Genomic DNA, 22,779 nt, shown 5'->3' on the forward strand with positions numbered 1-22,779 from the left:
GTTGTCCACCGACTCGATCGGATACTGCGGCGCTTTGTTCCGCCGCGGCCCGTCCTGCTTGTCCGCCATACGTCGTCAGGGCCGCGGAGCTCTCGCGAGCCCGCTTCCCGTCCCCCTCTCGATTGCGTGCGATGTACCGCACACGGCCTGCCGACGATTTCCTCGACATAAATACCGTTGCGTTCGGGTGTGAAGGTGCTGGTCAAGGGGATTGAATGAGGCAACGAAACATCTGAGGATCAACGATCGGCGAAGAGAGTAGGTCAAGGTCAGGGGTCACGCTGCAGGAGCAGTTTGTCATCACGCGCACGATCGAGACAGCTAGAAGTGTGTACGCGCCCGGCCACCTGGGAGAGTTCACCCAGATCGTGGACTTCGCCCTGGTGGACGCCCGTGATGGAAGACCGGGACACAGGAGAAGCCGCTGCGGCTGCTGCCCTCGCGGGTTCGCCGGCCCTGTTCGAGCACGCCTCCTACCGGATGGCCTGGAACGCGTTGACCGCCTCGTTGCAGGGGCTGCCCTTGGTACGCCCGGCCCTCTCGTACCATGTCCCGGGCCCGGCGGCGCATCGATTCTGCCCCGCCCGAGGCCCTGTTAGACACCCTGGCCGACCCGGTCGACCGCCCGCGGGATGCGGGGATCACCTGTGCGGCCCTGGACGGCACCCTTCTGCACGTCGCCGACGACGAACAGCTCACCTGACGCTCCCCCGAACGCAGGGGCGAGAGGCTGCGAGTTCGGCTACCCGCTGCTGCGGATGGTCGGGCTGGTCGAGTACGGCAGCCGCGCACTGCTGAACGCCGCCTTCGGCTCGGAATCCACCGGCGAACTCGACTGCGCCGACCCGATGTTGGACACCTCGGACTCCTTGATGCTGCTGCTGGCCGATGCCGCCTTTGACGCACGTCTTCCTGAACGAGGTGACACAGCATGACGCACAGTTCCTCATACGCTCCTCCGCCCGCCGGGTGCCCACCTCCTTCCGGCACCTCGGCGACGGTTCCGGCCCCGGGAGGCCGTGCACGAGCCGGACGGCGGCTGCGGCCCCCGGCGGCATGGGGAGTCCGATGCAAAGTGTGATCCGGAGCTTGCCGGTTACACTCTAATGAGTAGAGAGTATCTCTGACAGACAGAACTATCGAAATCGAGGCTGAGCCGCCATGCGAGATCACGGAAGCGTCCTCGACAACGTTCGTCGCGGGATGACACCTGCGTACATCTACAACGACCGCGAGATCTTCGAACTGGAGAAGGAGCGGCTGTTCAGCCGGGCATGGATGTTCGTGGGTCACGAATCGGAAGTGCCCGAGCCCGGCGACTACGTCGTGCGCCGCGTGCTGGAGGACTCCTTCATCCTCGCCCGGGGCAACGACGGCCAGGTCAGGGCCATGTTCAACATGTGCCTACACCGGGGCATGCAGGTGTGCCGCGCGTAGATGGGCAACGCGACCCACTTCCGGTGCCCCTACCACGGCTGGTCCTACCGCAATGACGGACGGATCACCGGCCTGCCCTTCCACCAGGAGGCGTACGGCGGCGAGGAAGGTTTCCGCCGCAAGGGCCAGGCCCTGCTGCCGGCCCCCGCGATCGACATCTACAACGGGCTGATCTTCGTCAGCCTGGATCCCGACGCCCCGCCGCTCACCGAGTACCTCGGCGACTTCACGTTCTACCTGGATTACTACACAAAGCAGTCGGCGAGCGGCCTCGAGCTCCGCGGACCGCAGCGCTGGCGGGTGAAGTCGAACTGGAAACGGCGTCGAGAACTTCGCCGGTGACATGTACCACACGCCGCAGACCCACACCAGCGTGGTCGAGATCGGCCTCTTCCGCGAGCCCAAGGCGGAGAAGCGCAAGGACGGTTGCACCTATTGGGCCGGACGCGGTGGCGGCACGACGTACAAGCTGCCCCCGGCAACCTGGAGGAGCGACTGCGCTACGTCGGCTACCCCGACGAGATGATCGAGCGGATGAAGACCATGTGGTCGAAGGAGCAGTTGCCCCTCATCGGGGACAACGGCTTCATGATCTCCGCGGCATCGGCCTTCCCGAACCTGAGCTTCGTGCACAACTGGCCGAAGGTCGAGGACTCCGAGGACGTGATCCCGTTCATCTCGATCCGCCAGTGGCAGGCGATCAGCGAGGACGAGACCGAGGTCCTGTCCTGGTTCGCCGTCGACAAGGAGGCGCCGGAGGAGTTCAAAGCGCTGTCCTACAAGGCGTACCTCATGTGCTTCGGCAGCTCGGGCATGTTCGAGCAGGACGACGTGGAGAACTGGGTCTCGCTCACCACCACCGCAGCCGGATCGATGGCGCGCCGACTGCTGCTCAACAACCGGATGGGCTTGCTCAGCGACAACCGCCCGGTGGTCCCGGCCCTGACGGACAACGAGTTCTCCGGCCCCGGCGTGGCCCGGATCGGTTACGGCGAGTACAACCAGCGGTTCCTACTCGCGGACTGGGCCGACCATCTGGAGCGACCTGCGGCCACCCAACCGCCGGTCGAGGTCGGGACGCCCGATTCACCACGCGGAGCCACCACCGGCGAGGACGACGAGCTTGCGGAGGCCAGCCGATGAACGCCAACCACATCCGGGTCGACTCCCGCAAGTCCCCGCTGGGAGCGCACGCCTCGACCACGAGCCGGGTGGGAGCCTCGCTCGCATTCGACGACACGTGGCATCTGACCGCCCACAAGTGGCTGGTCGACGAGGCGTACCTCCTCGACGCCCAGGACTACACCAGTTGGCTCAAGGTGCTCACCGAGGACATCCACTACTTCATGCCGGTGAAAGTGACGACCGCGCTGGGCAGCGGCTACGACACCGCACCGGGAATGGCGCATTTCGACGAGAACATGTACTCCCTCCGTCAGCGGGTGGCCCGGTTCGCGACCGAGCACGCCTGGACCGAGGACCCGCCGTCCCGGCTCCGCCACTTCGTCACCAACGTGCGGACGTTCACCACCGATCGCGACGACGAACTCATCGTCGAATCGGCGGTGTTGCTGTTCCGCAGCCGCGGCGACGTGGCGGAGTCCGCGCTCGTCTCCGCAGGCCGCGAGGACCTGCTGCGCCAGTGCGACGGCGAGTGGAAGCTGGCCCGCCGCCTGATCGACGCCGATGAGTCGGTGATCCGCATGCAGAACCTGGCGATCTTCCTATGAGCGAGGAACCCATCACCTCCGGGCCGGAGCCCGAAGCGACGGAACCAGCCGACGTCCGACGGCAGCGCTTCCTCGACAACGCGGTCGGGGAACCGATCGTGATCGCGAACGAGTTCGCCGAGATCCGCGTCGTATGTGTGCAGACCCGCAACGGAACCCGTCTGCTGATCGGCTCCCCCAAGTCCGGGCAATGGAACACCCTCGACCCCCTGGAGCTCGAAGCCCTGACGTGGCAGGGCCCGGCGACCTTCTCCGCCATGGTGGGTCATCCCTTCGAGTCTCTGCTCAGGGAAATCCCCTGACGCCTCGCGGCCCCAGGAAGCCGGGGCAGGGACGCCACAGCGGCCCGCGCGCACGCGGCCGCCCAGGTTGTGATCCCCGGCTTGCGCAGAAGTCCCCTTCACCGAACACCCGTTCCTCTAAAGCAAGGAGCTTTCCCTCATGACCGGTTGGATGGACGGCCAGCGCGCACTCGTCGTCGTCGGCGGCGGATCCGGTATCGGACGCGCCGTCGTCGACGCCTTCCTTTCGGAGGGCGCCCAGGTCGCGGTTCCCGAACACGACCGGGCCAAGGTCGACCGCCTCGCCGCGGACCTTCCCAAGGTGCCGGTCGTCACCGGGGACGCGACCCTCGCCGCGGACAACCGCGCCGCGGTGGACCGCGCCGTACAGCAGTTCGGCGGCCTCGACGTGCTGGTCGGCTGCGTCGGGATATTCGACTTCTACCGGGGGCTGACGGAGCTCGGCGAGGACGAGATCGACGGAGCATTCGACGAGATCTTCGCCGTCAACGTCAAGAGCCACCTCCACTCGGTGAAGGCCGCGCTGCCGGAGCTGCGCAAGTCGCGCGGGTCGGTGATCCTCACGGAGTCGACCTCGGCCTACTACCCCGCGCGCGGCGGCGTGATGTACGTCGCTTCCAAGCATGCGGTCCGCGGCCTCACCACCGCGCTGGCGCACGAACTCGCCCCCGAGGTCAGGGTCAACGCGGTCGCGCCGGGCGGGACCATGAACACCGACCTGCGCGGCGCCGACGCGCTCGGCCTGAGCGACAAGCGGCTCAACGACATGCCGGGGCGCGAGGCCGAACTCGCCGGACGGGTGCCGCTCGGCATCGCCATGTCCGGCACGGACCACGCGTGGAGCTACGTCTTCCTGGCCTCCCGCCGGGCACGGGGCATCACCGGGGACGTCGTTCATTCCGACGGCGGCATCCGGATCAAGTAACGGACCTTCAGAACCCGATCTTCACGAACTTCCAGCAGGAGTGACGTACATGGCAGTCATCAGGGCCGCTCTGGGGGCGTGCCAGGGCTACGCGAACTGCGTTGTCGGCGCCGACGATTACTACGAAATCGACGACGACGGCATTGTGGTCGTTCTCAGGGCCGAGGTGCCGGAAGCGGACCGCAAGCGCGTCGAAGAGGCGGCGCGCAGCTGCCCGGTCTCCGCACTCGAGGTGACCGACGCATGACGCGCACGCTGATCGTCGGCGGCTCCGTCGGAGGCGTCCGCACGGCGCAGGCGCTGCGCGCGGGCGGGTACGACGGGGAGATCGTCCTCGCCGAAGCGGAGGCGGAGGCGCCGTACGACAAGCCTCCGCTCAGCAAGGGCCTGCTGACCGGGTCGTCCGGAGCGGACGACATCCGCCTGCTGACGCGGGAGCAGGCGGATACAGCGGGCATCGGGCTGCGCCTCGGAGTGCGCGCCACCGGACTGGAACCGCGGGGCCGCCCGGTCTCGTTCGACGACGGAAGCAGCATCGGGTACGACCATCTCGTGGTCGCCACCGGTGCAACGGCTCGCCGTTCGCCCTGGGGGGACATCGACGGAGTGCACGTCGTCCGCACCCTGGCCGGGGCGGACGCGCTGCGGACGGACCTCCTCGGCGGGGGCCCGCTCGTGGTCATCGGCGCCGGGTTCATCGGGGAGTCGCCTCCACGGGACGTCGGCTGGGCCTCGACGTGACGATGGCCGATCCGCAGACGCTTCCGATGACCAGGTCCCTGAGCACGGACGTCGCCGGTGCGGCGATGGCCATGCACGAGGCCGCGGGGGTCCGGTGCCTGATGGGCGTCGGCGTCACCGGCATCACCGGGCGCAAGGGGCAGCTGACCGTCACCCTCGACGACGGCACCGAGCTGAGGGCCGCAACCGTCGTCGTCGGTATCGGCGCGGTCCCCAACGACGGCTGGCTCGCCGGGTCCGGACTCACGGTGGAGAACGGCGTGGTCTGCGACGAGTACTGCAGGGCGGTCGGTACCACCCACGTCTACGCGGTCGGCGACGTCGCCCGCTGGTTCGACCGGGCACGCGGGGCGCACGTCCGTGCCGAGCACTGGACCAACGCGGTCGACCAAGCGGCCTGCGTGGCACACAACATCCTCCACCCCACGAACCTGCGGGCCTACGAACCCGTCGAGTTCGTCTGGAGCGACCAGCACGGCTGGAAGATCCAGGTGGTCGGCGACACCACCGGATCGGCCGCCACCACACTGTTGGGCGACCCGACGGCCGATCGACGCTTTGCCGCGCTCTACGCCGACGGTCAGGGCCTACTCCGCGGTACCGTCGTCGTTAACTGGCCTCGGGTCATGGTGCAGTGCCGCAAGGCGCTGCGCGAGGGCACCGCCTGGAGCGACCTCGAACCCGGCCTCCGCGCCGTCGTGAACGCCGCCAGCCGACCGGAGACCAAGGCATGACACCGACACCAGCCCCACGCGAACTGATCGCGCGCGCCTGCCGGGTGCTCACCGCACGCGGACTCGCCGACGGAGTCCTCGGTCACATCAGCCTGCGGATCGACGAGAACACCCTGCTCGTCCGCTGCCGCGGGCCGCAGGAGCGCGGGCTCGCCTCCACCACGGCCGCGGACGTCCACTGGGTCGACCTCGACGGCGCGCCAGCCGCCGTCGGCGAGCTCGCCGACGGCTACACGGTGCCCAACGAACTCCCTCTGCACACAGAGCTGCTGCGCAGGCGACCCGAGGTCAACGCGGTCCTGCACGCGCACCCTTCGAACGTGGTGGCCGCCGACCTGGCGGGGTTGGGGGTCCGCCCGATCCTGGGGTCGTTCGACATCCCCGGGGCCCACCTCGCCGCCGGGGGCGTCCCGGTCTACGCGAAGGCTGTGCTGGTGCGCAGCCGCACCCTCGCCACCGAGGTGTGCGAGGCCATGGGCGACCGGCCGGTGGTGGTAATGCGCGGCCACGGCCTCACCAGCGTCGCCGACATCGTCGAACGCGCGGTTCTCCAGGCCGTCAGCGTCGACACCATCAGCCGGTTCTCCCTCCAGGTGGCGTCTGCGGGCGGCACCCTCGTCGACATCGCCGAGGAGGACTGGGCGGATCTCCCCGACCTCGGCGGATCGTTCAACGTCGCCACCTCCTGGCGCCACGAGCTCGCCCGCCTCCACGACTGCGGCTGCTGAGCAGCACGACAGCCCGCGCCCGCGGACCTTGGACCGAGACGGCACAAGGCCGCGGCGCGGGTCAGTGGCGTGGCCGGTCCGGCATGGCAAGGTGGGCGGTCGGATTGTCCACCACTTTCCTGGCGACGCGGGAAGCCTGCACGGTTCCGCGCAGGTAGTCGTGGAGGACGACCATGTATCGGCCTTCCTTCTCACGGAGTTCGGCCCCAGGTACTCGCACAGGCAGTGGTGGTGGAAGGCGTACTGCGTGGCGGCGTCAGCGTGGGTGTCCCAGCCGTCGTCGGGATTCTCCTGCGTGCACCCAGCAGATCGTCATGCGCAGCCTCGTCGGCGCGCCACCCGGGGCCGACAGGTCGTGGCTCAGCGCGTCGGAGGAGCCGGTGTCGTCGGCCTAGGTGTATTGCCCTGTGGGGTCGTGATCAATTTCGGGTTCTGGTCCCGTGCGGGGGCAGGACCTGGTAGGACGCCGGGTGTGACGCGTAGGCAACTCAACAACGAGCAATAAGAGTTCATCGAGCCGTACCTGCCGATAGGCGAGTACGGTCCGTACCCGAGAGGCTGCGGGAGCAGTTCGAGGGGGTGATCTGGCGGTTCCGGTCCAGTGCCCAGTGGCGTGAGACGCCCTCCGAGTTCGGACCGTGGCCGACGGTCTACGGGCGCTTTCGCGTCTGGCGGGACGCCGGGGTCTTCTCCACTCTTCTGGAAGGCATGATCGCGGAGGCCGCCCGCCGGGAGCAGACGGACTTGTCCCTGGTCAGCGTGGACTCCACCACTGCCCGCGCCCATCACGACGCCGCCGGGATGCGTATAGGCAAGGAGGTCATGGACGCCCTTGAAGAAGCTGCCGCCGAGCAGGAGCGGGCCCGGCAAAAGGGGGCGGCCCGCCAGAACAGAACGGACAGGACGGCAGGGACGGCCCCGAGCGGGAAGAGCGGCGGTGTGTCAGACGACGGCGCAAGCTCCGCTCGAACCAGGCCCTGCTCGGCAGGTCCCGTGGTGGGCTGACGAGCAAGGTTCATCTCGCCGCGGACCGCAAGTGCCGTCCGCTGTCGCTCGTACTGACCGCAGGACAGGCCGCCGACACCCCGCGTTCGTCCCCCTGCTGCAGAAGGTGCGGGTCCGTCTGCCGGTCGGCCGCCCTCGAACCCGGCCCGACGCTGTCGCTGGGGACAAGGCCCACTCATCCCGCGCTATCCGCTCGTACCTGCGAAAACGCAACATCAAGGCCGTCATCCCGGAGAAGAAGGACCAGGCCGCCAACCGGAAGAAGAAGGGCCGCCGGGGCGGCCGCCCCACATGCCACGACATCGATCTCCACAAGGAGCGGAACACCGTCGAGCGGCTCATCAACAAGTGAAGGCATGGCGAGGCGTCGCGACTCGATACGACAAGATGCCCGAGAGCTACCTCGCCGGCCTCCACCTCCGTGCCTCGATGATCTGGATCAAGACCTCCTGAAGGCGACTGGCTGAGCACGACGTCACACAGTCCCTATCGGCAGCGAAGCGATGTGGCGGTTGCTACCCGGTGACGGAGGCGGGCCCCGGGACACCGCATGTGCGTCGCCGCCGAGGACGTCGACCTCCACGGCTCCCGCATCCGCACGGGCGACGCCGTCCGGTTCATCCTCGTCTCGGCGAACCGCGACCTGTGCCGCCGCCCCGTCCCGGACCGCCTGGGCATCACACGCGGCGCCGACGAACAGTCCGGGGGCACATCGCTCTCGGCCACAGCATCCGCTACTGCCTCGGTGCTTCCCTCGCCCGCCTTCCATGCGAAGCAACCCTGGGTGCCCTGCTCGCCCGCTACCCCGACCTCCCCTTGCCGTACCCGCGGCCCGCTTGGCACGGAGGGTCATCGCAGGCACGGCTCCCCGCCCCACCGAACTGCCTCTGGCGGTGTAGCGCGGGATTCTCGGGGCGTCCTGGAACCGCGCTCCCGGTATTGCCGTCAGCCGCAACGGCGGGGCCGGTGTGCCGTCCCGTCCATGTGGACGGACAGCGCGCGCCGGACCTGCTTGCACCTCAAGCCGGTCTCTTCTCGTTCTCTTCGCGGGAGAACGAGAGGAGCGTCGCCGTCACGTGCCGGAGAATCGAGGCGCCCGCTTCTGGCGGAAGGCCGCGACTCCTTCGGCGAAATCCGCGGTCCGGAACAATGCGGACTGCCCTTCGCGCTCAGCTTCCAGCGCCTGGGGTAGCTGCGCCAGAACGGTGGCGTTGAAAGCTCGTTTGGTTTCCGCGTACGCCACGGTCGGACCTTCCGCGAGCCGCGTCGCGAGCTGGTCGACCTCGGTTTCGAACGCATCGTCGGGGAAGGTCGCCGCGATCAGCCCCCATTCGACGGCGAGGGATGCCGGGATGCGTTCGGCGAGCATGGCCATCCGGTTGGCCCGTGCCCGGCCGACCGCGGCCGGAATCAAGGCGGTCGCTCCCCCATCCGGCATCAGCCCGGCGTTGGCGAAGGCCAGCAGGAAATACGCCGATTCCTTGGCGACGGTGAAGTCGGCGGCAATCGCGAACGAGCAACCCACGCCGACCGCCGGGCCGTTCACCGCGGTGATAACCGGTTTGGGAACCCGGCACACCGCCATGGTCAACCGGTTGGCCGCGTCGATGATCACGGGATCGGGGGTTCCCTCCTCTCCCACCTCTCCGTTCGCGGCGAGGTCGGCGCCGGAGCTGAAGGCCCGGCCGGTCCCGGTGAGCACGATCGCACGTACGCCCGCGTCCGTGCCGCTGTTCTCGATGGCGCGAGCCGCCGTGTTCAGCATCGGCGTGGTGAGCGCGTTCAGGCTCCGGGGCCGGTTGAACGCCACCCGCAGGATCGTGCCGGTTCGGGCAACGAGTACGTCGTTGTTGCGTAGTGTGGACATCGTCGGCCTTTCTCGAAGCACCCAGAGGTGTCGCGCGGAACTACCGCCCGCCGAATGTGTCACGCAGCGCGCCCTTGACGACCTTGCCCCCCGCATTGCGCGGCAGTTCGCGGACGATGTGGACCTCGGTCGGCAACTTGTACTTCGCAAGGCGGCCTTGGGCCCACTGGCGGATCTCCGCGACGGTGAGGCCCGCGACGGGGTCCCTGGGGACGATCACCGCGACCGGTGTCTCGCCCCAGCGTTCGTGCGGGCGTCCGATGACGCTGATCTCAAGGACGTTCGGGTGCGCGGCGAGCGCGTTTTCGACCTCGGCGCAGTAGATGTTCTCGCCGCCGGAAATGATCATGTCCTTCGTGCGGTCCACGACGTAGAAGAAGCCCTCGTCGTCGACCCTCACCAGGTCTCCGGAGTGGAACCAGCCGCCCTCGAACGCTTCCGCGGTCGCCCGGGGGTTGTTCCAGTAGCTCGTCATCATGGTCGGGCCCCGGTAGACGATCTCACCGACCTCGCCGGGAGCGACGTCGTTCATCCGGTCGTCGACCACCCGGACCGCCAGGCTGCTGATCGGCTTGCCCACCGAGCCGAGCTTGCGCAGTGCGTCCTTTCCGTCCAGCACGCAGGTGACCGGGGACATCTCGGTCTGCCCGAACAATGCGACATTGACGGCTCCGGGGAAGACCTCGGCCATCCTGTTCAGCAGCGTGTCCGTCGCGGGTGCGGCTCCCCAGCTCGTGATCCTCAGGTACGAGAGGTCACGCGAGGAAACCGAGGGGTCGTCGCAGAGGGACTGCCAGAGGGTCGGCACCAGGAAGGCGCTCGTCACCTTCTCGGATTCGAGGGTGTCGAGCACCTGGCCGGCCGAGAGCTGCCCGGTGGGCATGATGACGAGGCAGCCGCCGATCAGGATCAGCGGTATGACGCTGCCGATGGCGCCGCTGTGGAAGAGCGGTGAGGCGCACAGGCTGATCTCGTCGCCGTCCCATAGCCGCCAGGCCCGGGTGATCGTCAGGGCCTGGCCCTGGAGGTTCTGATGGGAGAGCACCGCCCCCTTGGGACGCCCGGTGGTGCCGGAGGTGTAGAGGATCAGCGCCGGTGCGGCCTCGTCGACGTCGACCGCCGGGTGCGGGTCGCCGACGTCGTCCATGAGGTGCGCGTAGAGTTCGGCGTTCTCCCCGGCTGCCCCGGTGTCAGCGCCGGACACCACCAGCCGCAACGACCCGGGCATGTGCGCACAAGCATCCACGGCAGCGGCAGCCAACGCGTTCTCGGCGACGAGGAGGTCGGCGCCGCAGTCGTCGAGGATGAAGGCCATCTCCTTGGGACTCAACCGGAAGTTGACCGGGACGGCGATCGCCCCCAGGCGGTTCGTGGCGAGCATGGTCTCGATGAACTCAGGGCGGTTGTACATCAGGATGGCGACCCGGTCGCCGTACCCGACACCCCGCCGCGACAAGGCGTCCGCCAGGGCGGCGACGCGCTCGCGCAGCTCGCCCCAGGCGGTCGTCACGCCTGCGAACCGCAGGGCCGGCCGATCCGGAATCTGGAAGCCGTGCCGCTCCAGGTGGTTCACCCAGTGGTTGCGCCGCGAACTGAGCGGCGCGTCGACGCTACGGCCCGTCAACTGGCCCATCATCCGAGGTGTCCTCTCTGCGTCATCAGGTCCGTTGTGAGCCCCGCACGATCACCACCACGACTCCGTGATCGCCAGTCGTCGGAGTACGGTCTGGTCACAGGCCATGGCGAGGTTTGGGGCGATGTCACCGCGCAGTGTGTGCCGCGGTGTCCGTGCTCCTGCCCGGGCCGGTGAGCGCGCCGATGGGCACGGGCCCATCGGCGTGCCGCCTTCGGCGGCCTCGCCTACCTGGGGGCCATCCGGATCGCGCCGTCGAGGCGGATGACCTCGCCGTTGAGCATCGGGTTCTCGGTGATGTGCTGGACCAGCGCGGCGTACTCCTCGGGACGGCCGAGGCGGCTGGGGTGCGGCACCTGGGCACCCAGGGACTGCTTGGCCTCTTCCGGGAGCGAGGCCAGCATGGGTGTCTCGAACAGACCGGGCGCGATGGTGACCACGCGGATGTGTCGGCTGGCCAGGTCGCGGGCGACCGGCAGGGTGAGGCCGACGACGCCGCCCTTGGAAGCGGAGTACGCGGCCTGGCCGATCTGCCCTTCGAACGCGGCGACCGACGCGGTGTTGACGATGACCCCGCAGTCGCCGTCAACCGGCTGGTTGGCGCTCATCCGCTCGGCAGCCAGGCGGATGACGTTGAACGTACCGATCAGGTTGACCTGGATGACCCGGGCGAAGAGGTCCAGAGCCAGCGGCCCGTTCTTGCCCAGCACCCGGGCCGGGTTGCCGATGCCGGCACAGTTCACCACGATGCGCACCTGCCCGAGCTGACCGGCGGCGTCGAGGGCGGCGGCCACGTCCTGCTCGCTGGTCACATCGGCAGCGGCGAAGACGGCCCGGTCGCCGAGCTTGGCGGCCACGGCCGCGCCACCGGAGCCCGGGAGGTCCACCAGGGCTACCGAGGCTCCGGCGTCCAGCAGCCGCTGGGCAGTGGCCAGGCCCAGGCCGGAGGCCCCGCCTGTGATGACTGCGACGCTGCCTTCGATGATCACGATGCTTTCTCCATGAGAGGTGATGGTGGATCAGATGCGCTCGATGATGGTGGCGTTGGCCATGCCGCCGCCCTCACACATGGTTTGCAGGCCGTAGCGTCCGCCAGTCGCCTCCAGCTGCCCCAGCAGTGTGGCCAGCAGGCGTCCACCGGAGGCGCCGAGCGGGTGTCCGAGCGCGATCGCGCCGCCGCGCGGGTTCAGCCTGTCCAGGTCGGCGCCGACCTCACGCTGCCACACCAGCGGCACGGGCGCGAATGCCTCGTTGACCTCGTACGCGTCGATGTCGTCGATCGTCAGGCCCGAGCGCGCGAGGATCTTCTCGGTGGCCGGGACGATACCGGTGAGCATCAGCAGCGGGTCCGAGCCGGTGACCGCGAAGGAGTGGAACCGGGCGCGAGGCGTGAGGCCCAGCCGCTCGGCAGTGACGGCGCTCATGATGAGGGCGGCGGACGCGCCGTCGGTGAGCGGCGAGGAGTTGCCGGGGGTGATCCGCCAGTCGATCTCCGGGAAGCGCGCGGCCTCCGGTGCCCCGGTGAACGCGGGCTTCAGGCCCGCCAGGCCCTCCGCCGTGGTGTCCGGCCGCACGGTCTCGTCCACGGTGTGACCGCCAATCGGGACGATCTCCCGGTCGAAGCCGCCGGATGCCGCAGTGGCTGCGGCCAACTGGTGGGAGCGTGCCGAGAAGGCGTCGAGCTCCTCACGGTCCAACTTCCAGCGAGCGGCTATCAGTTCGGCGGAGACGCCCTGCGGGATCAGTCCCTCGGGGTAGCGGCGGCCCAGCAGCGTGCCGGAGGTGTCCGCTCCCCGCGCGTTGGAGAACATCGGGACGCGGCTCATCGACTCCACGCCGCAGGCGATCACGACGTCGTAGGCGCCTGCGATGACGCCCTGGGCTGCGAAGGACGCGGCCTGCTGGCTGGAGCCGCACTGACGGTCGATCGTGATGGCCGGGACCGACTCCGGGAAGCCGGCGGCGAGCAGGGCAGTGCGGGTGATGTTGAGGGCCTGTTCGTCGGTCTGCGAGACGCAGCCGCCGATCACGTCCTCGACCAGCGCGGCGTCGAGGCCGTTACGCTCAACGAGGGCCTGGAGGACCGTGGCAAGCAGGTCCACCGGGTGCACCAAGGACAGGGCACCCCCGGGCTTGCCCTTGCCGGACGCGGTGCGCACCACGTCGACGATGACTGCGTCGTTCATTTGGTGTCCTTTCAGGGATGGATCAGGGACGGATCGCGAGCGGTTCAGGGGGTTCGGGGTCGGGCATCCGCGGCTCGGCGGTACGCCCGGCGGTCTGGATGCGGGGTGCTCAGATGCCCCGCCACACCGGAGCGCGCTTCTCGGCGAACGCACGCGAACCTTCCTGGGCGTCCTCGCTCGCGAATACGGCCTGCCATTCGCGCTCGCTCTCGTCCCACATCGCAGGTTCCCAGTCGGAGCCGAAGTCCTCGCTACGGTGGATGAGCCGCTTGCTGGCCTGGAGGGCCAGCGGGGCACCCTCGCTGACAGTCCCGGCCAGCTCCAGCGCCACCTCGACCGCCGTGCCGGCCGGTGCGACCCGGTTGACCAGCCCCCACCGAGCGGCGGTGGCGGCATCCAGGGGCTGGCCGGTGAGCGCCATCTCCAGCGCGATCTTCTTCGGCACCTGGCGCGGCAGCCGCAGCACGCCGCCCGCGGCGGCGAACAGGCCGCGACGCACCTCGGGAAGGCCGAAATGCGCGTTCTCGTCGGCCACGACGAGGTCGCAGGCGAGCGCGATCTCGGTGCCGCCGCCGAGGGCGAAGCCGTTGACCGCCCCGATGACCGGCTTGGCGATGAAGTGGTTGACCAGGCCGGCGAAGCCCCAGTCCTCGTGCCCGGGAGCCATGACGGACCCGCCGGCTGCCACCTCCTTCAGGTCCATTCCGGCGCAGAACGCCCGCCCGGCGCCGGTGATCACGGCGACCCGTAGCCCGGGATCGGCGGCGACCTCCTCCAGCGCCTCGCCCACGGCAGCCGACAGCGCGGCGTTGACCGCGTTGAGGACCCGGGGCCGGTTGAGGGTGATAAGCGCGACAGCGCCGCGACGCTCCAGTAGCGCCGCCGGCTCAGCAGCCTCGGGGTTCCTGTCCATCATCACCAACCTCCGCACTTACTTATCGATCGCTAAACAGGGAACGTAGGCCGCAGGACCCCGGGCGTCAAGCCCTGGACCAGCGGATGAAACCGGCAAGGGGCGATTCCACAATGCGCATTGCAACGGTGCGCACCGGGGGATTGCCCGTCTGGGCCAAGCGCGTGGGGGTGGTCCCGCGGGCCTTTCCTGGCGCCCGCCCGGCCTGACAGCGCGCCACACGCGCCTGTCACACCCCGTCAGTCGGCGTCGGCCGCCCGACCGCACACACGACGGCCCTCCAGCAGCTGGCTGACGGGCCATCGCAGAATGCGATGCCGCTGCGCGTGTCCAGCACCGAACCGGCCCATTGCCGGGAGTCCAGCGCCGGTTCGACGCGGTCTAGATTCCACTCAGACCGTGCATGGTCGCGGTGATGCCGACCTCGTCCATCGCGTCCAGCGGCAGGACGAAGTCGGTGTGGTCGAGTGCGGTGTCGAAGTTCTCCCGAACGTCGTCCGGGGTCAGGTCGGCATTGAAGTAGCCGCGCGCGGCGCCGAGGAACACCTCGCCCACCCGGCCGCCGCCGACCGAGATCACCCGGCCGGTGACCGGGCAGTCCGCGTGTGCAAGGTAGGCCACGACGGGCGACACCCGCGCCGGGTCGAGGTGCTCGTCGAGAGCGCCGAACACGGTACCGGCCATCCGGGTGGCCGCGATCGGGGCAATGGCGTTGACCTTGATCCCACTCACCTCACCCTCGACGGCCAACGAGCGTGTCAGGCCGACGATCCCCATCTTCGCGGCCGCGTACGCCACTCCCTTGCCCATCCCGAACAGACCGACGCCGGACGTGGTGTTCACGATCCGCCCGTACCCCTGCGCCACCATCGGTCCCCAGGCCGCGCGGGATACGTTGAAGCAGCCGATCAGGTGCGAGCCGAGCACGGACATCAGCCGCTCGTCGTCGAGGTCGCCGAAGCCGACGAGGCCGCCGGTGGTCCCGGCGTTGTTCACGACGATGTCGACGCGGCCGAACTCGCGCAGCGCTGTCCCGACGATCTCAGCGCCCCCGGCCGAGGTCGCCACACTGTCGGCGTTCGCGACCGCGATCCCGCCAGCGAGGGTGATCTCGGCGACGACCGACTCGGCGGTCTCGGCGGATCCTCCCGAGCCGTCCAGCCCACCGCCGAGGTCGTTCACGACCACTGCGGCGCCCAGGGAGGCGAGCAACAACGCGTGTGCCCGGCCCAGGCCGCGCCCGGCACCGGTGACGACCGCGACTCTGCCAGTGAGTTCCATCATTTCCTTACACTCCTCGTGTTTTCCGGGCATGGCACCCCGCCTCGCGCTCGCCGTACAGCAGCCCTGTCACATAGGTCCGGCCACACGCTGTGGGGCTGCGCTGCACAAGACGCGGTGCCCGGCGACGCGACCTGACCCGGCGGGGTGTTCGAAGGTGACCTACTGGGCGCGTCCCAGCACCACGACCTGCCAGTTGCCGGTGGTCCAGCGGCGGGTGACCTTGATGCTGCGGATCAGCCAGCGGCCGTCAGCCTTCACCAGCCGCCTGTCGTACTGGCCGCCCAGCACCCACGACGAGTCGCCGGTCGTGTTGGGCAGCGTGTGGGTCGCCTGGAACTGGGAGACACACCTCGCCTGGTCGCCGGAGCCTTCGACGATGTGCGACGCCACGAGGTGCCGGGTGATCGGATCGTTCACCAGGAGAGCCGCCGCGTGCTTCTCGTACTCGGCACGGGTGAACCGCTCCAGGCCGCGGTTGCTGACATCCGTGTAGTCCAGTTCGATCTCGTCGGCCATGAGCGCGGCGAGTTCGGGCCAGCGCTTCTCGTCGATGTACAGCGCCATCCGATTGCAGGTGTCCATGATGGCGAGCCGGCCCACCACATCGAGCGAGTTTTCCGTCACAGTCACTGTCCCTCTCCATCAGGTCGGCACCCAGGCGCCGACGTCGAAACCTGCCCGGCGATGGAGCCGTATCCACCGGGCACGGGGAACTCCGCCGGGCCGGCCGGGATCCGCGGAGGCGACGCCATCGCCCCGTCTCGGGGTGGCGTTACCGGTGTCACAGGTACAGTTCCGCCACGGCCGCGCTCTGAGCCCGCAGTTCGGCGACGGGCCCGGACAGCGCCATCTTTCCGCGCCGCAACACGTAGGCCCGCTGGGCGCTTTCCAGCGCCAGCCGGGTCTGCTGTTCGACGATGAGCACGGCCGCACCGTCGACAGCAGCCGCGGTCAGCGCGTCGAGCAGGCGCCGGACGATCAGCGGCGCCAGGCCCAGGGAGAGCTCGTCGGCGATCAGCACATTCGGGCGGGCCGCGAGGATACGCGCCAGCGCCAGCATCTGCTGTTCGCCGCCGGAGATCAGGCCGGCCCGCACGTCCAACCGCCGCTCCAGTTCCGGGAAATGCGCCAGCGCGTCGTCCATGGGGCCGCGGCCGAGCCGCAGGTTCTCCCGGACCGTCAGACCCATGAACACGCACCGCGACTCGGTCAACAGCCCCATGCCGCCGCGGATACGCTTGAACAGCGGTCCGGGCCGCTCCGAACCGTTCAACCGCACGTGGCCGCCGAGCAACCCGATCTGGCCCGCGCACGCCCGGATGGTCGTGGTCTTGCCGGCGCCGTTGGGGCCGAGCAGCGCGACGACCTCACCGGCGTGCACCTCAAGGTCGATATCCGACACCGCCGCCACCCCGTGGTAGCCGGCCGACATGCCTATTGCCTGCAATGCCGCCTCGGTCATTGCGCACTCCGTTCCATGGTCTCGTCGGTGCCGCGGGTGCAGCCGTCGCCTGCGGCCACGGCTGCATCGTCCTCTCCGAGGTAGGAGCGGATGACTTCCGGATGACGTCGGACCTCCTCCGGCGAGGCGTGTGCCGTCACGGTGCCGAAGTTGAGGGCCAGGATGCGGTCCGAGACGGACATGACGAGGTCGACGTCGTGCTCGATGAGCAGGACCGCGATTCCCCAGCTCTCCGACAGCCGCCGCACCAGTGCCTTCAGGGCCTGCCGGTCGACGTCGTCGAGGCCGGCCGCCGGTTCGTCCAGCAGCAGAACGGTGGGGTTGCAGGCGACGGCGCGTGAGATCGCCAGCAGTCGGCGCTGCCCGTAGCTCAGATCACCCGGCGCTCCGTCGAGCGCGTCGCCGAGCCCGAACTCCTGCACCGCCGCTGGCGCGGCGCCGTCCAAAGCCGGTCGCTTCGGCCAGAACATCGCGCCGAGCGCCCTGCGGAAGGTGAGCTTCTCCGACGCCACCAGCAGGTTCTCACCCACCGACAGGTCCTCGAACAGCTCCAGCGACTGGAAGGAGCGGATCACACCGAGTCGGCTGCGATGGTGCGGCGCGGTGCCTTGCAACTGCTCGCCGTCCAGCGTGACCGAGCCCTTGGACGGGACATATCCGGTGAGCGCGTCGATGAGGGTGGTCTTACCGGCGCCGTTCGGCCCGATGACGCCGAGCACCTCGCCGCTGCGCAGCTCGAAATCCACCCCGTTGACGGCGGTGACCGCGCCGAACTGCACGGTCAGACCGCTCACCGCCAGCACCTTGGCCTCGCCGCGGCCAGGCGCGTCGCCGACCACGGACTGAACCGCGATCGAGCTCTTCGCCGCATGCGACGACGCCTTGGCCGGGAACAGCTTGCGCTTGACCGCCCGCGCCTGTTCGAGGCCGCTGCCGACCATGCCGTCCGGGTTGAAGATCACCGTGAGCAGCAACAGCAAACCCCCGACCAGGGTCAGCCAGTCGCCGAGACCGGCACTGTGGATCGCCTTGCTGCCCAGGCCGCTCGGTTCGAGCATGCCGCCAGCCGCGGCGCCGGGCACGAAGCCGACACCGCCGATGACGGACTGCACCACGTAGTTGACCGACTGGAACGGCTCGAAGCTGGTGAACAGCGCGTTGGGGAACCGAAACGCGACCAGGATCGCGCCGAGGGTGGCGATCACCGACGACATCACGAACGCCGCAAGCTTCGCGCCGACCACGTTGACACCGAGTGAGGCCGCGGCCCGCTCGTTGCTGCGCACCGAGATCATCCAGCGGCCCAGCCCGGAACGGCGCAGATTGCACAGGGCGATGCCCACGAGGACGAACAGCGCGAGAGCGACCAGGGCGTACCGGCGCGGGTATGTGGTCTCGTCGAACTCGAACCCGAGCAGGGACGGGAAGCCCACATCGATGCCGACGTCCCCGCCGGTCAGCTTCACCGTACTGAACACCAGGGAGTTGAGGGCGGCGGCCAGGCCCAACGTCACCACGGCGAGCGTCGCGCCGCGGGTGCGTACCGCCGGGAGGCCCACCAGAATCCCGACCGGCACCGCGACGGCGAGACCGACCAGTACCGCCAGCGGCAGCGGCCAGTCGGCCGAGGCGACCAGGCGGGCGGTGACCAGTGCTCCCAGGCCGCCGATCGACAGCTGTGCGAGCGAGAGCTGGCCCGCGTAGCCGATCAGGAGGACCAGGGACAGCACGATGATCCCGGCGATGAGGGTGGACGTCGTGGCCATGACCCATTCGAGCGGCAGCATCCACTGGATCAGCAGCACCGCGACGAGCACGGCCGGCAGCAGAGTGCGCAGCCGCACGCGGCCGGAACCGAGCGAGGGCAGCCTCGACTCGACAAAGTCACGGGTGGGCAGCGTCTTTCCGCGCGCCACCAGGATCACGATGATCAGCAGGAACGGCACAGCTTCCGGCAGGTTGGGGAGGTCGCGCAGTACCGGTGCTTGCCCGTAGAACGTCAGCTCGGACTGGATGACGCCGATGAGCAGCGCGCCGAGGGTCGCGACGGGGAAGGAGCTGAGCCTGCCGAACAGGGCGGCGGCCAGCGCCGGTAGCAGCAGCGAGGTCATCGACGGCAGGCTCACCCCGGTGGTCGGGGCGAGCAGCACCCCGGAGAGCGCGGCCAGGGTTCCGGCGATCGCCCAGTTGCCGCGCGCGACCAGGGTTGAGGACCAGCCGAGCGTGCCGAGGGCTTCCTCGTTGTCCGACACCGCGGTGGTGGCCAGGCCGAAACGGGTGCGCCGGTAGACGACCCACAGCACGGCGGCCAGTACCAGCGCGATCGCCAGCATGATCAGGTAGTCGACGGTGACGTACGCGCCGAAGATGGTGACGCCGTTCTGCGGCAGGAAGCTCTCCACCAGCTGCGGCTGGGAGCCGAACTTCAGCTGGGCACTGGCTTGCAGCACCACCAGGATCCCGAGGGTGGAAATCGCCTTGGTCAGGGTACTGGCGTTCCGCAGCGGCGTCATGACCAGGAGTTGGATCAGAACGCCCAGCACCAGACCGGACAGGATGGCCAATACCACCGAGACCAGGATCGGTATCGATTTCGACTCGCAGTAGACCAGGACATACCCGGCCGTGACGGCGATCGCGCCGTGCGCGAAGTTGATCGCACCGGACGTGCGATGCACAACGATGAGACCAAGTGCCATCAAGGCATACAGCCCGCCGCTGGCCATGCCGAGGATCGCGAAGTGAATCGCGTTGGACATCAGACGGTCCTTTCACTGACTGCGTGCTGGTGGTCCGCCGGCGGCATGCGCCGGCGGCCGTTTGGCGAGAGTCCGCCCGAAGTGCGGGATCCGCTCACGGGCGGCGATTCGGCCGAGCCGGGCAACGAGCCACGGGCGGGTCACGGCGGGATCGGTGACCGCATCGGTTGCGCGATCGGCGGTCAGGGGACGGTGATCGGGTCGCCGCTCAGCTGCAACCTCGTACCCGTCCAGGAGTAGGTGATCGCCGTGGTGGCGTGGACCTGCGGTGATCCGTCGATCGGGCCCTTGCCGGAGAAGTCGATCGGCGCGGTGAGCCCGGTGTCGCTCTTGAAGCTGCCCATCGCCTTGAGTACCTTCTCCGCCGTGATGTCCGGCATCGTCTTGGCGAGCGCGGCGAAGAGCAGGACGCTGTTGTAGCCGTTGATCGAGGGGCCGTCGATCGCCGCTGCCTGGCCGGTGGCCTTCGTCCCGGCAATGTCAGCGACGTACTGCTCAAGCACCTGCTGGGTCCGGCCGGTGGCACCGGCGTCCGGCATGTAGAACAAGCCGTCGGCGGTGAGCTTGCCGGCCGGGAACGCGACCTTCTTGAGCAGTTCGGGCACGATGTTCGAGAGAATGGTGTTGATCGGCGTGATGGTGCCGCTCTTCTTCACCGCGAGCATGATCCCGGCCAGGGCCTGCGGGCCGGCGCTGATTCCGATGCACTCCGCCCCGGCCGCCTGGGCGGTGCCGACCAGCGAGCTGAAGTTGCTGGTGCTGGTCGGGAACTTGTACGGCTTGACCTCCGTCACGCCGGACTGGTTGAGACCGCGGGTAATGTTCTTGATCGCCATGTCCACACCCGGCTGGTCGACCGCGAAGATGGCGGCCTTCTTGCAGCCGTTGCGCGCCATCGCCTTCCCGCTGGCCGTGTAGCTGACCGCGCCCGAGCTGACCGGGAACGACACCGGGTTGGTGTTGTTGATCGGCGCGGTGCCGGTCGATCCGATGTACGGGATCTTGGCGGCCTCCAGGGTCGGGATGAACTGGTTGTCGTACGTCGACAGACCGCCGACGACGGCGGCGACCTTCTCCGAGATCGCCTTGCGGCCACACGCCTTGGCGTTGTTCGGGTTGCCCTGGTCGTCGCAGGGGATCAACTTCAGGTTGCGGCCGTTGATGCCGCCCTCGGAGTTGATCCGGTTCACTGCGGCCTGCGCGCCGGTCACCATCTCGGGCACCGCGTAGACCGGTCCGGAGATCGCGCCTTGGACCATGAGCTTGATCGGTGCACCGCCATCGGACGACGAACCCTTCTCGCCGTCGCCATCCGAACTGCACCCCGAAGCGATGACCGTGAAGGCCACGATCGCGGCACTGACCGCGGCGAAGCGCCTGCTCTTCTTCGGCATGCGGCTGCCGTCGGCGGTGCCCGCCGTGGTCGCCGAGTCGTGAGCTGATGCTCTGTCGAGTCCCATGGGATCTCCTTGTTGGCGGTGACAGGACTGACTGCGTCCGGGTCGCGAAAGTTCTTTAGAGCAGAATGCGTCTCTGCTGAGTGCCGGAACGCTATAGCACCTGAGCGAGCCGAGCAATGGTTCCGAACGGAACTCAGCGGTTAGATGCAGAATCGAGTTCTGATAATCAGAGAGTCGAACCGGAAAGATCGCAAGACTCCAACCGGTTCACCGGAATTCCGGCGAAGGGAGCCGGGGAACGCCGATTCGGCCTGTACCGATGCGTGAACGCGCCGGGTTCCGCAGCCGTCCGAGCTGGGGTCACTGGTGTGTTCCCACCGTTGGACGCACCGTGACACGACGTTCGGGCAGTGGGCGCGCTCACCAGCGTTTCGGCCGAATACCCGCCGCACATTGGTTTTGGTATCCGCTGCCGAAAGATTGCGGGGCAGTGCTTGGCAGATCTCACCGCCGAAAATGATCACGCTGCCGACGGCCGACCGTAGGGAAAGAGAAATCGCAGAGGCGGGTCGCCGCCGATGGGGACGTGCCTTCATCCAGCGGAAGGCCCGCTTGCCCGGTCCGTCGGGGGTGAGGGTGCGCTCATCCGCGACGGAGGGTAAGGCCGCACTGGGGCCGGCGCTTGGCCCGCACCGGAGGGGACAGGCGGGATGCTCAGCCGAGGACCTTTCCGCCCGTGGCGTTGATGGCGTCGCCGGTGATGTAGCTGGCGCCGTCGCCGCACAGGAAGGCGACGATCGAGGCGATCTCCTCCGCTTCACCGAATCGCCGCAGCGGGATGCTCCCGATCACCGCGTCGGTACGTCCGCTGCGCTCGAACTGCTCGCGCACCGGGGCCGACGCCTGGGTGCCTATCATGCCCGGCGACACCGCGTTCACGTTGATCCCGTGCGGGCCCAGTTCGGCGGCGAGGTTCTGAGTGAGCGTGATGACGCCGGCCTTGGCCGCCGCGTACACCCCCATTCCGGTGTTGCCGTTGGTGCCGACGAGCGCGGCAGACGACGCGATCGTGACGATCCGGCCTCCACGTCCGGCAGCGACCATGGCGCGCCCCGCGGCGGCGGCGGTGAGCCAGGTGCCCTTCAGGTTGACGTCGATGACCCAGTTCCAGGACGGCTCGTCCAGACTGAGCAGCGGGGCGATGCCGTTGCCGTAGCCGACCCCGCCGGCCATCGCGCAGCAGAGGTCGAGACTGCCCAGCTCGACCACGGTGCGATCCACCGCCTCATTGACCTGAGCTCCGTTGGTGACGTCGGCGGTGACGGCGATGGCCCGGCGTCCTTTGGCCTCGATCTCGGCGACCAGCTCCGCGAGTTCGCCCGGCGAACCGACGCCGTGCTCGGGTGCGTGCTCCGGTGGCCGCGCAACGTCCAGGCAGGCGATGTCCGCGCCGAGATCCGCAAGCAGCAGGGCGGTCGTGCGGCCGATGCCGCCGCGGCGCGCGGCGCCGGTCACGAGCGCGACCTTGCCGGTGAGTTCCTGGCTTCCCATGTGCTCCTCCTGAGTTTTCGTACTATACATACTGCTTTGCGAAGCGGCCCTTCGGGCCGTAACCAATCGGCCTCACGCGGGCACGATGACGAAGGCTGCGATGTGGTCACGGCCCGCGCTGT

21 protein-coding genes and 2 pseudogenes are annotated in these 22,779 nt (G+C 68.8%); 12 read left to right on the forward strand and 11 right to left on the reverse strand.

Annotated features, from left to right (window positions below; genetic code table 11):
* Positions 1-547 precede the first annotated feature (547 nt).
* The 12 genes and pseudogenes from NBG84_RS14215 (at position 548) to NBG84_RS14270 (ending at position 8,055) form a co-directional block, all read left to right on the forward strand.
* The gene (locus NBG84_RS14215; RefSeq protein ID WP_250919784.1) at positions 548-703 is read left to right on the forward strand and encodes a hypothetical protein; all 156 of its coding nucleotides are present in this window, start codon (positions 548-550) and stop codon (positions 701-703) included.
* A 55-nt stretch (positions 704-758) separates the two neighbouring features.
* Complete coding sequence (locus NBG84_RS14220) at positions 759-935, forward strand: hypothetical protein (protein WP_250919785.1); 177 nt, start codon at positions 759-761, stop codon at positions 933-935.
* Between the two features lie 343 nt (positions 936-1,278).
* Positions 1,279-1,779: pseudogene (locus NBG84_RS14225) on the forward strand (Rieske 2Fe-2S domain-containing protein).
* Between the two features lie 93 nt (positions 1,780-1,872).
* Complete coding sequence (locus NBG84_RS14230; protein ID WP_250919786.1) at positions 1,873-2,580, forward strand: SRPBCC family protein; 708 nt, start codon at positions 1,873-1,875, stop codon at positions 2,578-2,580.
* On the forward strand, positions 2,577-3,167 hold the full coding sequence (locus NBG84_RS14235) for a 3-phenylpropionate/cinnamic acid dioxygenase subunit beta (protein ID WP_250919787.1): 591 nt from the start codon (positions 2,577-2,579) through the stop codon (positions 3,165-3,167). Before NBG84_RS14230 ends, NBG84_RS14235 begins: the two co-directional genes overlap by 4 nt.
* On the forward strand, positions 3,164-3,469 hold the full coding sequence (locus NBG84_RS14240) for a hypothetical protein (protein ID WP_250919788.1): 306 nt from the start codon (positions 3,164-3,166) through the stop codon (positions 3,467-3,469). Before NBG84_RS14235 ends, NBG84_RS14240 begins: the two co-directional genes overlap by 4 nt.
* A gap of 139 nt (positions 3,470-3,608) precedes the next feature.
* Positions 3,609-4,394 (forward strand): 3-(cis-5,6-dihydroxycyclohexa-1,3-dien-1-yl)propanoate dehydrogenase, encoded by a 786-nt coding sequence (hcaB, locus tag NBG84_RS14245; protein ID WP_250919789.1) that lies wholly within the window; start codon positions 3,609-3,611, stop codon positions 4,392-4,394.
* Between the two features lie 49 nt (positions 4,395-4,443).
* Entirely contained in the window at positions 4,444-4,641 is a 198-nt protein-coding gene (locus NBG84_RS14250) for a ferredoxin (RefSeq protein ID WP_250919790.1), read from the forward strand.
* A complete protein-coding gene (locus NBG84_RS14255; RefSeq protein ID WP_250919791.1) occupies positions 4,638-5,135 on the forward strand; it encodes an FAD-dependent oxidoreductase in 498 nt (165 codons plus the stop codon). The genes NBG84_RS14250 and NBG84_RS14255 overlap by 4 nt, the downstream gene beginning before the upstream one ends.
* 2 nt (positions 5,136-5,137) lie before the next feature.
* A complete protein-coding gene (locus NBG84_RS14260; protein WP_345780615.1) occupies positions 5,138-5,869 on the forward strand; it encodes an FAD-dependent oxidoreductase in 732 nt (243 codons plus the stop codon).
* Positions 5,866-6,597: a 3,4-dihydroxyphthalate decarboxylase gene (gene phtC / locus NBG84_RS14265; RefSeq protein WP_250919793.1), complete on the forward strand. Its 732-nt coding sequence runs from the start codon at positions 5,866-5,868 to the stop codon at positions 6,595-6,597. The genes NBG84_RS14260 and phtC overlap by 4 nt, the downstream gene beginning before the upstream one ends.
* 511 nt (positions 6,598-7,108) lie before the next feature.
* A pseudogene (locus NBG84_RS14270) lies at positions 7,109-8,055 on the forward strand (IS5 family transposase).
* A gap of 619 nt (positions 8,056-8,674) precedes the next feature.
* On the opposite strand, the gene NBG84_RS14275 reads toward NBG84_RS14270, so the two are convergent.
* The 11 genes from NBG84_RS14275 to NBG84_RS14325 all read right to left on the reverse strand — a co-directional run bounded on the left by NBG84_RS14275 (position 8,675) and on the right by NBG84_RS14325 (position 22,657).
* On the reverse strand, positions 8,675-9,469 hold the full coding sequence (locus tag NBG84_RS14275; protein WP_250919794.1) for an enoyl-CoA hydratase: 795 nt from the start codon (positions 9,467-9,469) through the stop codon (positions 8,675-8,677).
* A 40-nt stretch (positions 9,470-9,509) separates the two neighbouring features.
* On the reverse strand, positions 9,510-11,105 hold the full coding sequence (locus NBG84_RS14280) for a long-chain-fatty-acid--CoA ligase (protein WP_250919795.1): 1,596 nt from the start codon (positions 11,103-11,105) through the stop codon (positions 9,510-9,512).
* Positions 11,106-11,329: 224 nt separating this feature from the next.
* A complete protein-coding gene (locus NBG84_RS14285; RefSeq protein ID WP_250919796.1) occupies positions 11,330-12,091 on the reverse strand; it encodes a 3-hydroxyacyl-CoA dehydrogenase in 762 nt (253 codons plus the stop codon).
* A gap of 30 nt (positions 12,092-12,121) precedes the next feature.
* A complete protein-coding gene (locus tag NBG84_RS14290; protein ID WP_250919797.1) occupies positions 12,122-13,288 on the reverse strand; it encodes a thiolase family protein in 1,167 nt (388 codons plus the stop codon).
* Between the two features lie 109 nt (positions 13,289-13,397).
* Positions 13,398-14,204 carry a crotonase/enoyl-CoA hydratase family protein gene (locus tag NBG84_RS14295; protein WP_250919798.1) on the reverse strand — a complete coding sequence of 269 codons (807 nt, stop codon included), beginning with the start codon at positions 14,202-14,204 and terminating at the stop codon, positions 13,398-13,400.
* Between the two features lie 378 nt (positions 14,205-14,582).
* A complete protein-coding gene (locus NBG84_RS14300; protein ID WP_250919799.1) occupies positions 14,583-15,485 on the reverse strand; it encodes an SDR family NAD(P)-dependent oxidoreductase in 903 nt (300 codons plus the stop codon).
* Positions 15,486-15,644: 159 nt separating this feature from the next.
* Positions 15,645-16,115: a nuclear transport factor 2 family protein gene (locus NBG84_RS14305; protein WP_250919800.1), complete on the reverse strand. Its 471-nt coding sequence runs from the start codon at positions 16,113-16,115 to the stop codon at positions 15,645-15,647.
* A 151-nt stretch (positions 16,116-16,266) separates the two neighbouring features.
* Positions 16,267-16,947: an ABC transporter ATP-binding protein gene (locus tag NBG84_RS14310; RefSeq protein WP_250919801.1), complete on the reverse strand. Its 681-nt coding sequence runs from the start codon at positions 16,945-16,947 to the stop codon at positions 16,267-16,269.
* A complete protein-coding gene (locus NBG84_RS14315) occupies positions 16,944-19,706 on the reverse strand; it encodes an ABC transporter permease subunit (protein ID WP_250919802.1) in 2,763 nt (920 codons plus the stop codon). Before NBG84_RS14315 ends, NBG84_RS14310 begins: the two co-directional genes overlap by 4 nt.
* Before the next feature lie 182 nt (positions 19,707-19,888).
* Positions 19,889-21,166: an ABC transporter substrate-binding protein gene (locus NBG84_RS14320; RefSeq protein WP_250919803.1), complete on the reverse strand. Its 1,278-nt coding sequence runs from the start codon at positions 21,164-21,166 to the stop codon at positions 19,889-19,891.
* Positions 21,167-21,820: 654 nt separating this feature from the next.
* Entirely contained in the window at positions 21,821-22,657 is an 837-nt protein-coding gene (locus tag NBG84_RS14325; protein ID WP_250919804.1) for an SDR family NAD(P)-dependent oxidoreductase, read from the reverse strand.
* Positions 22,658-22,779 lie beyond the last annotated feature (122 nt).

The sequence above is a fragment of the Streptomyces albipurpureus genome (genome assembly GCF_023701525.1).
In the GTDB taxonomy this organism is placed as follows: Bacteria; Actinomycetota; Actinomycetes; order Streptomycetales; family Streptomycetaceae; genus Streptomyces; species Streptomyces albipurpureus.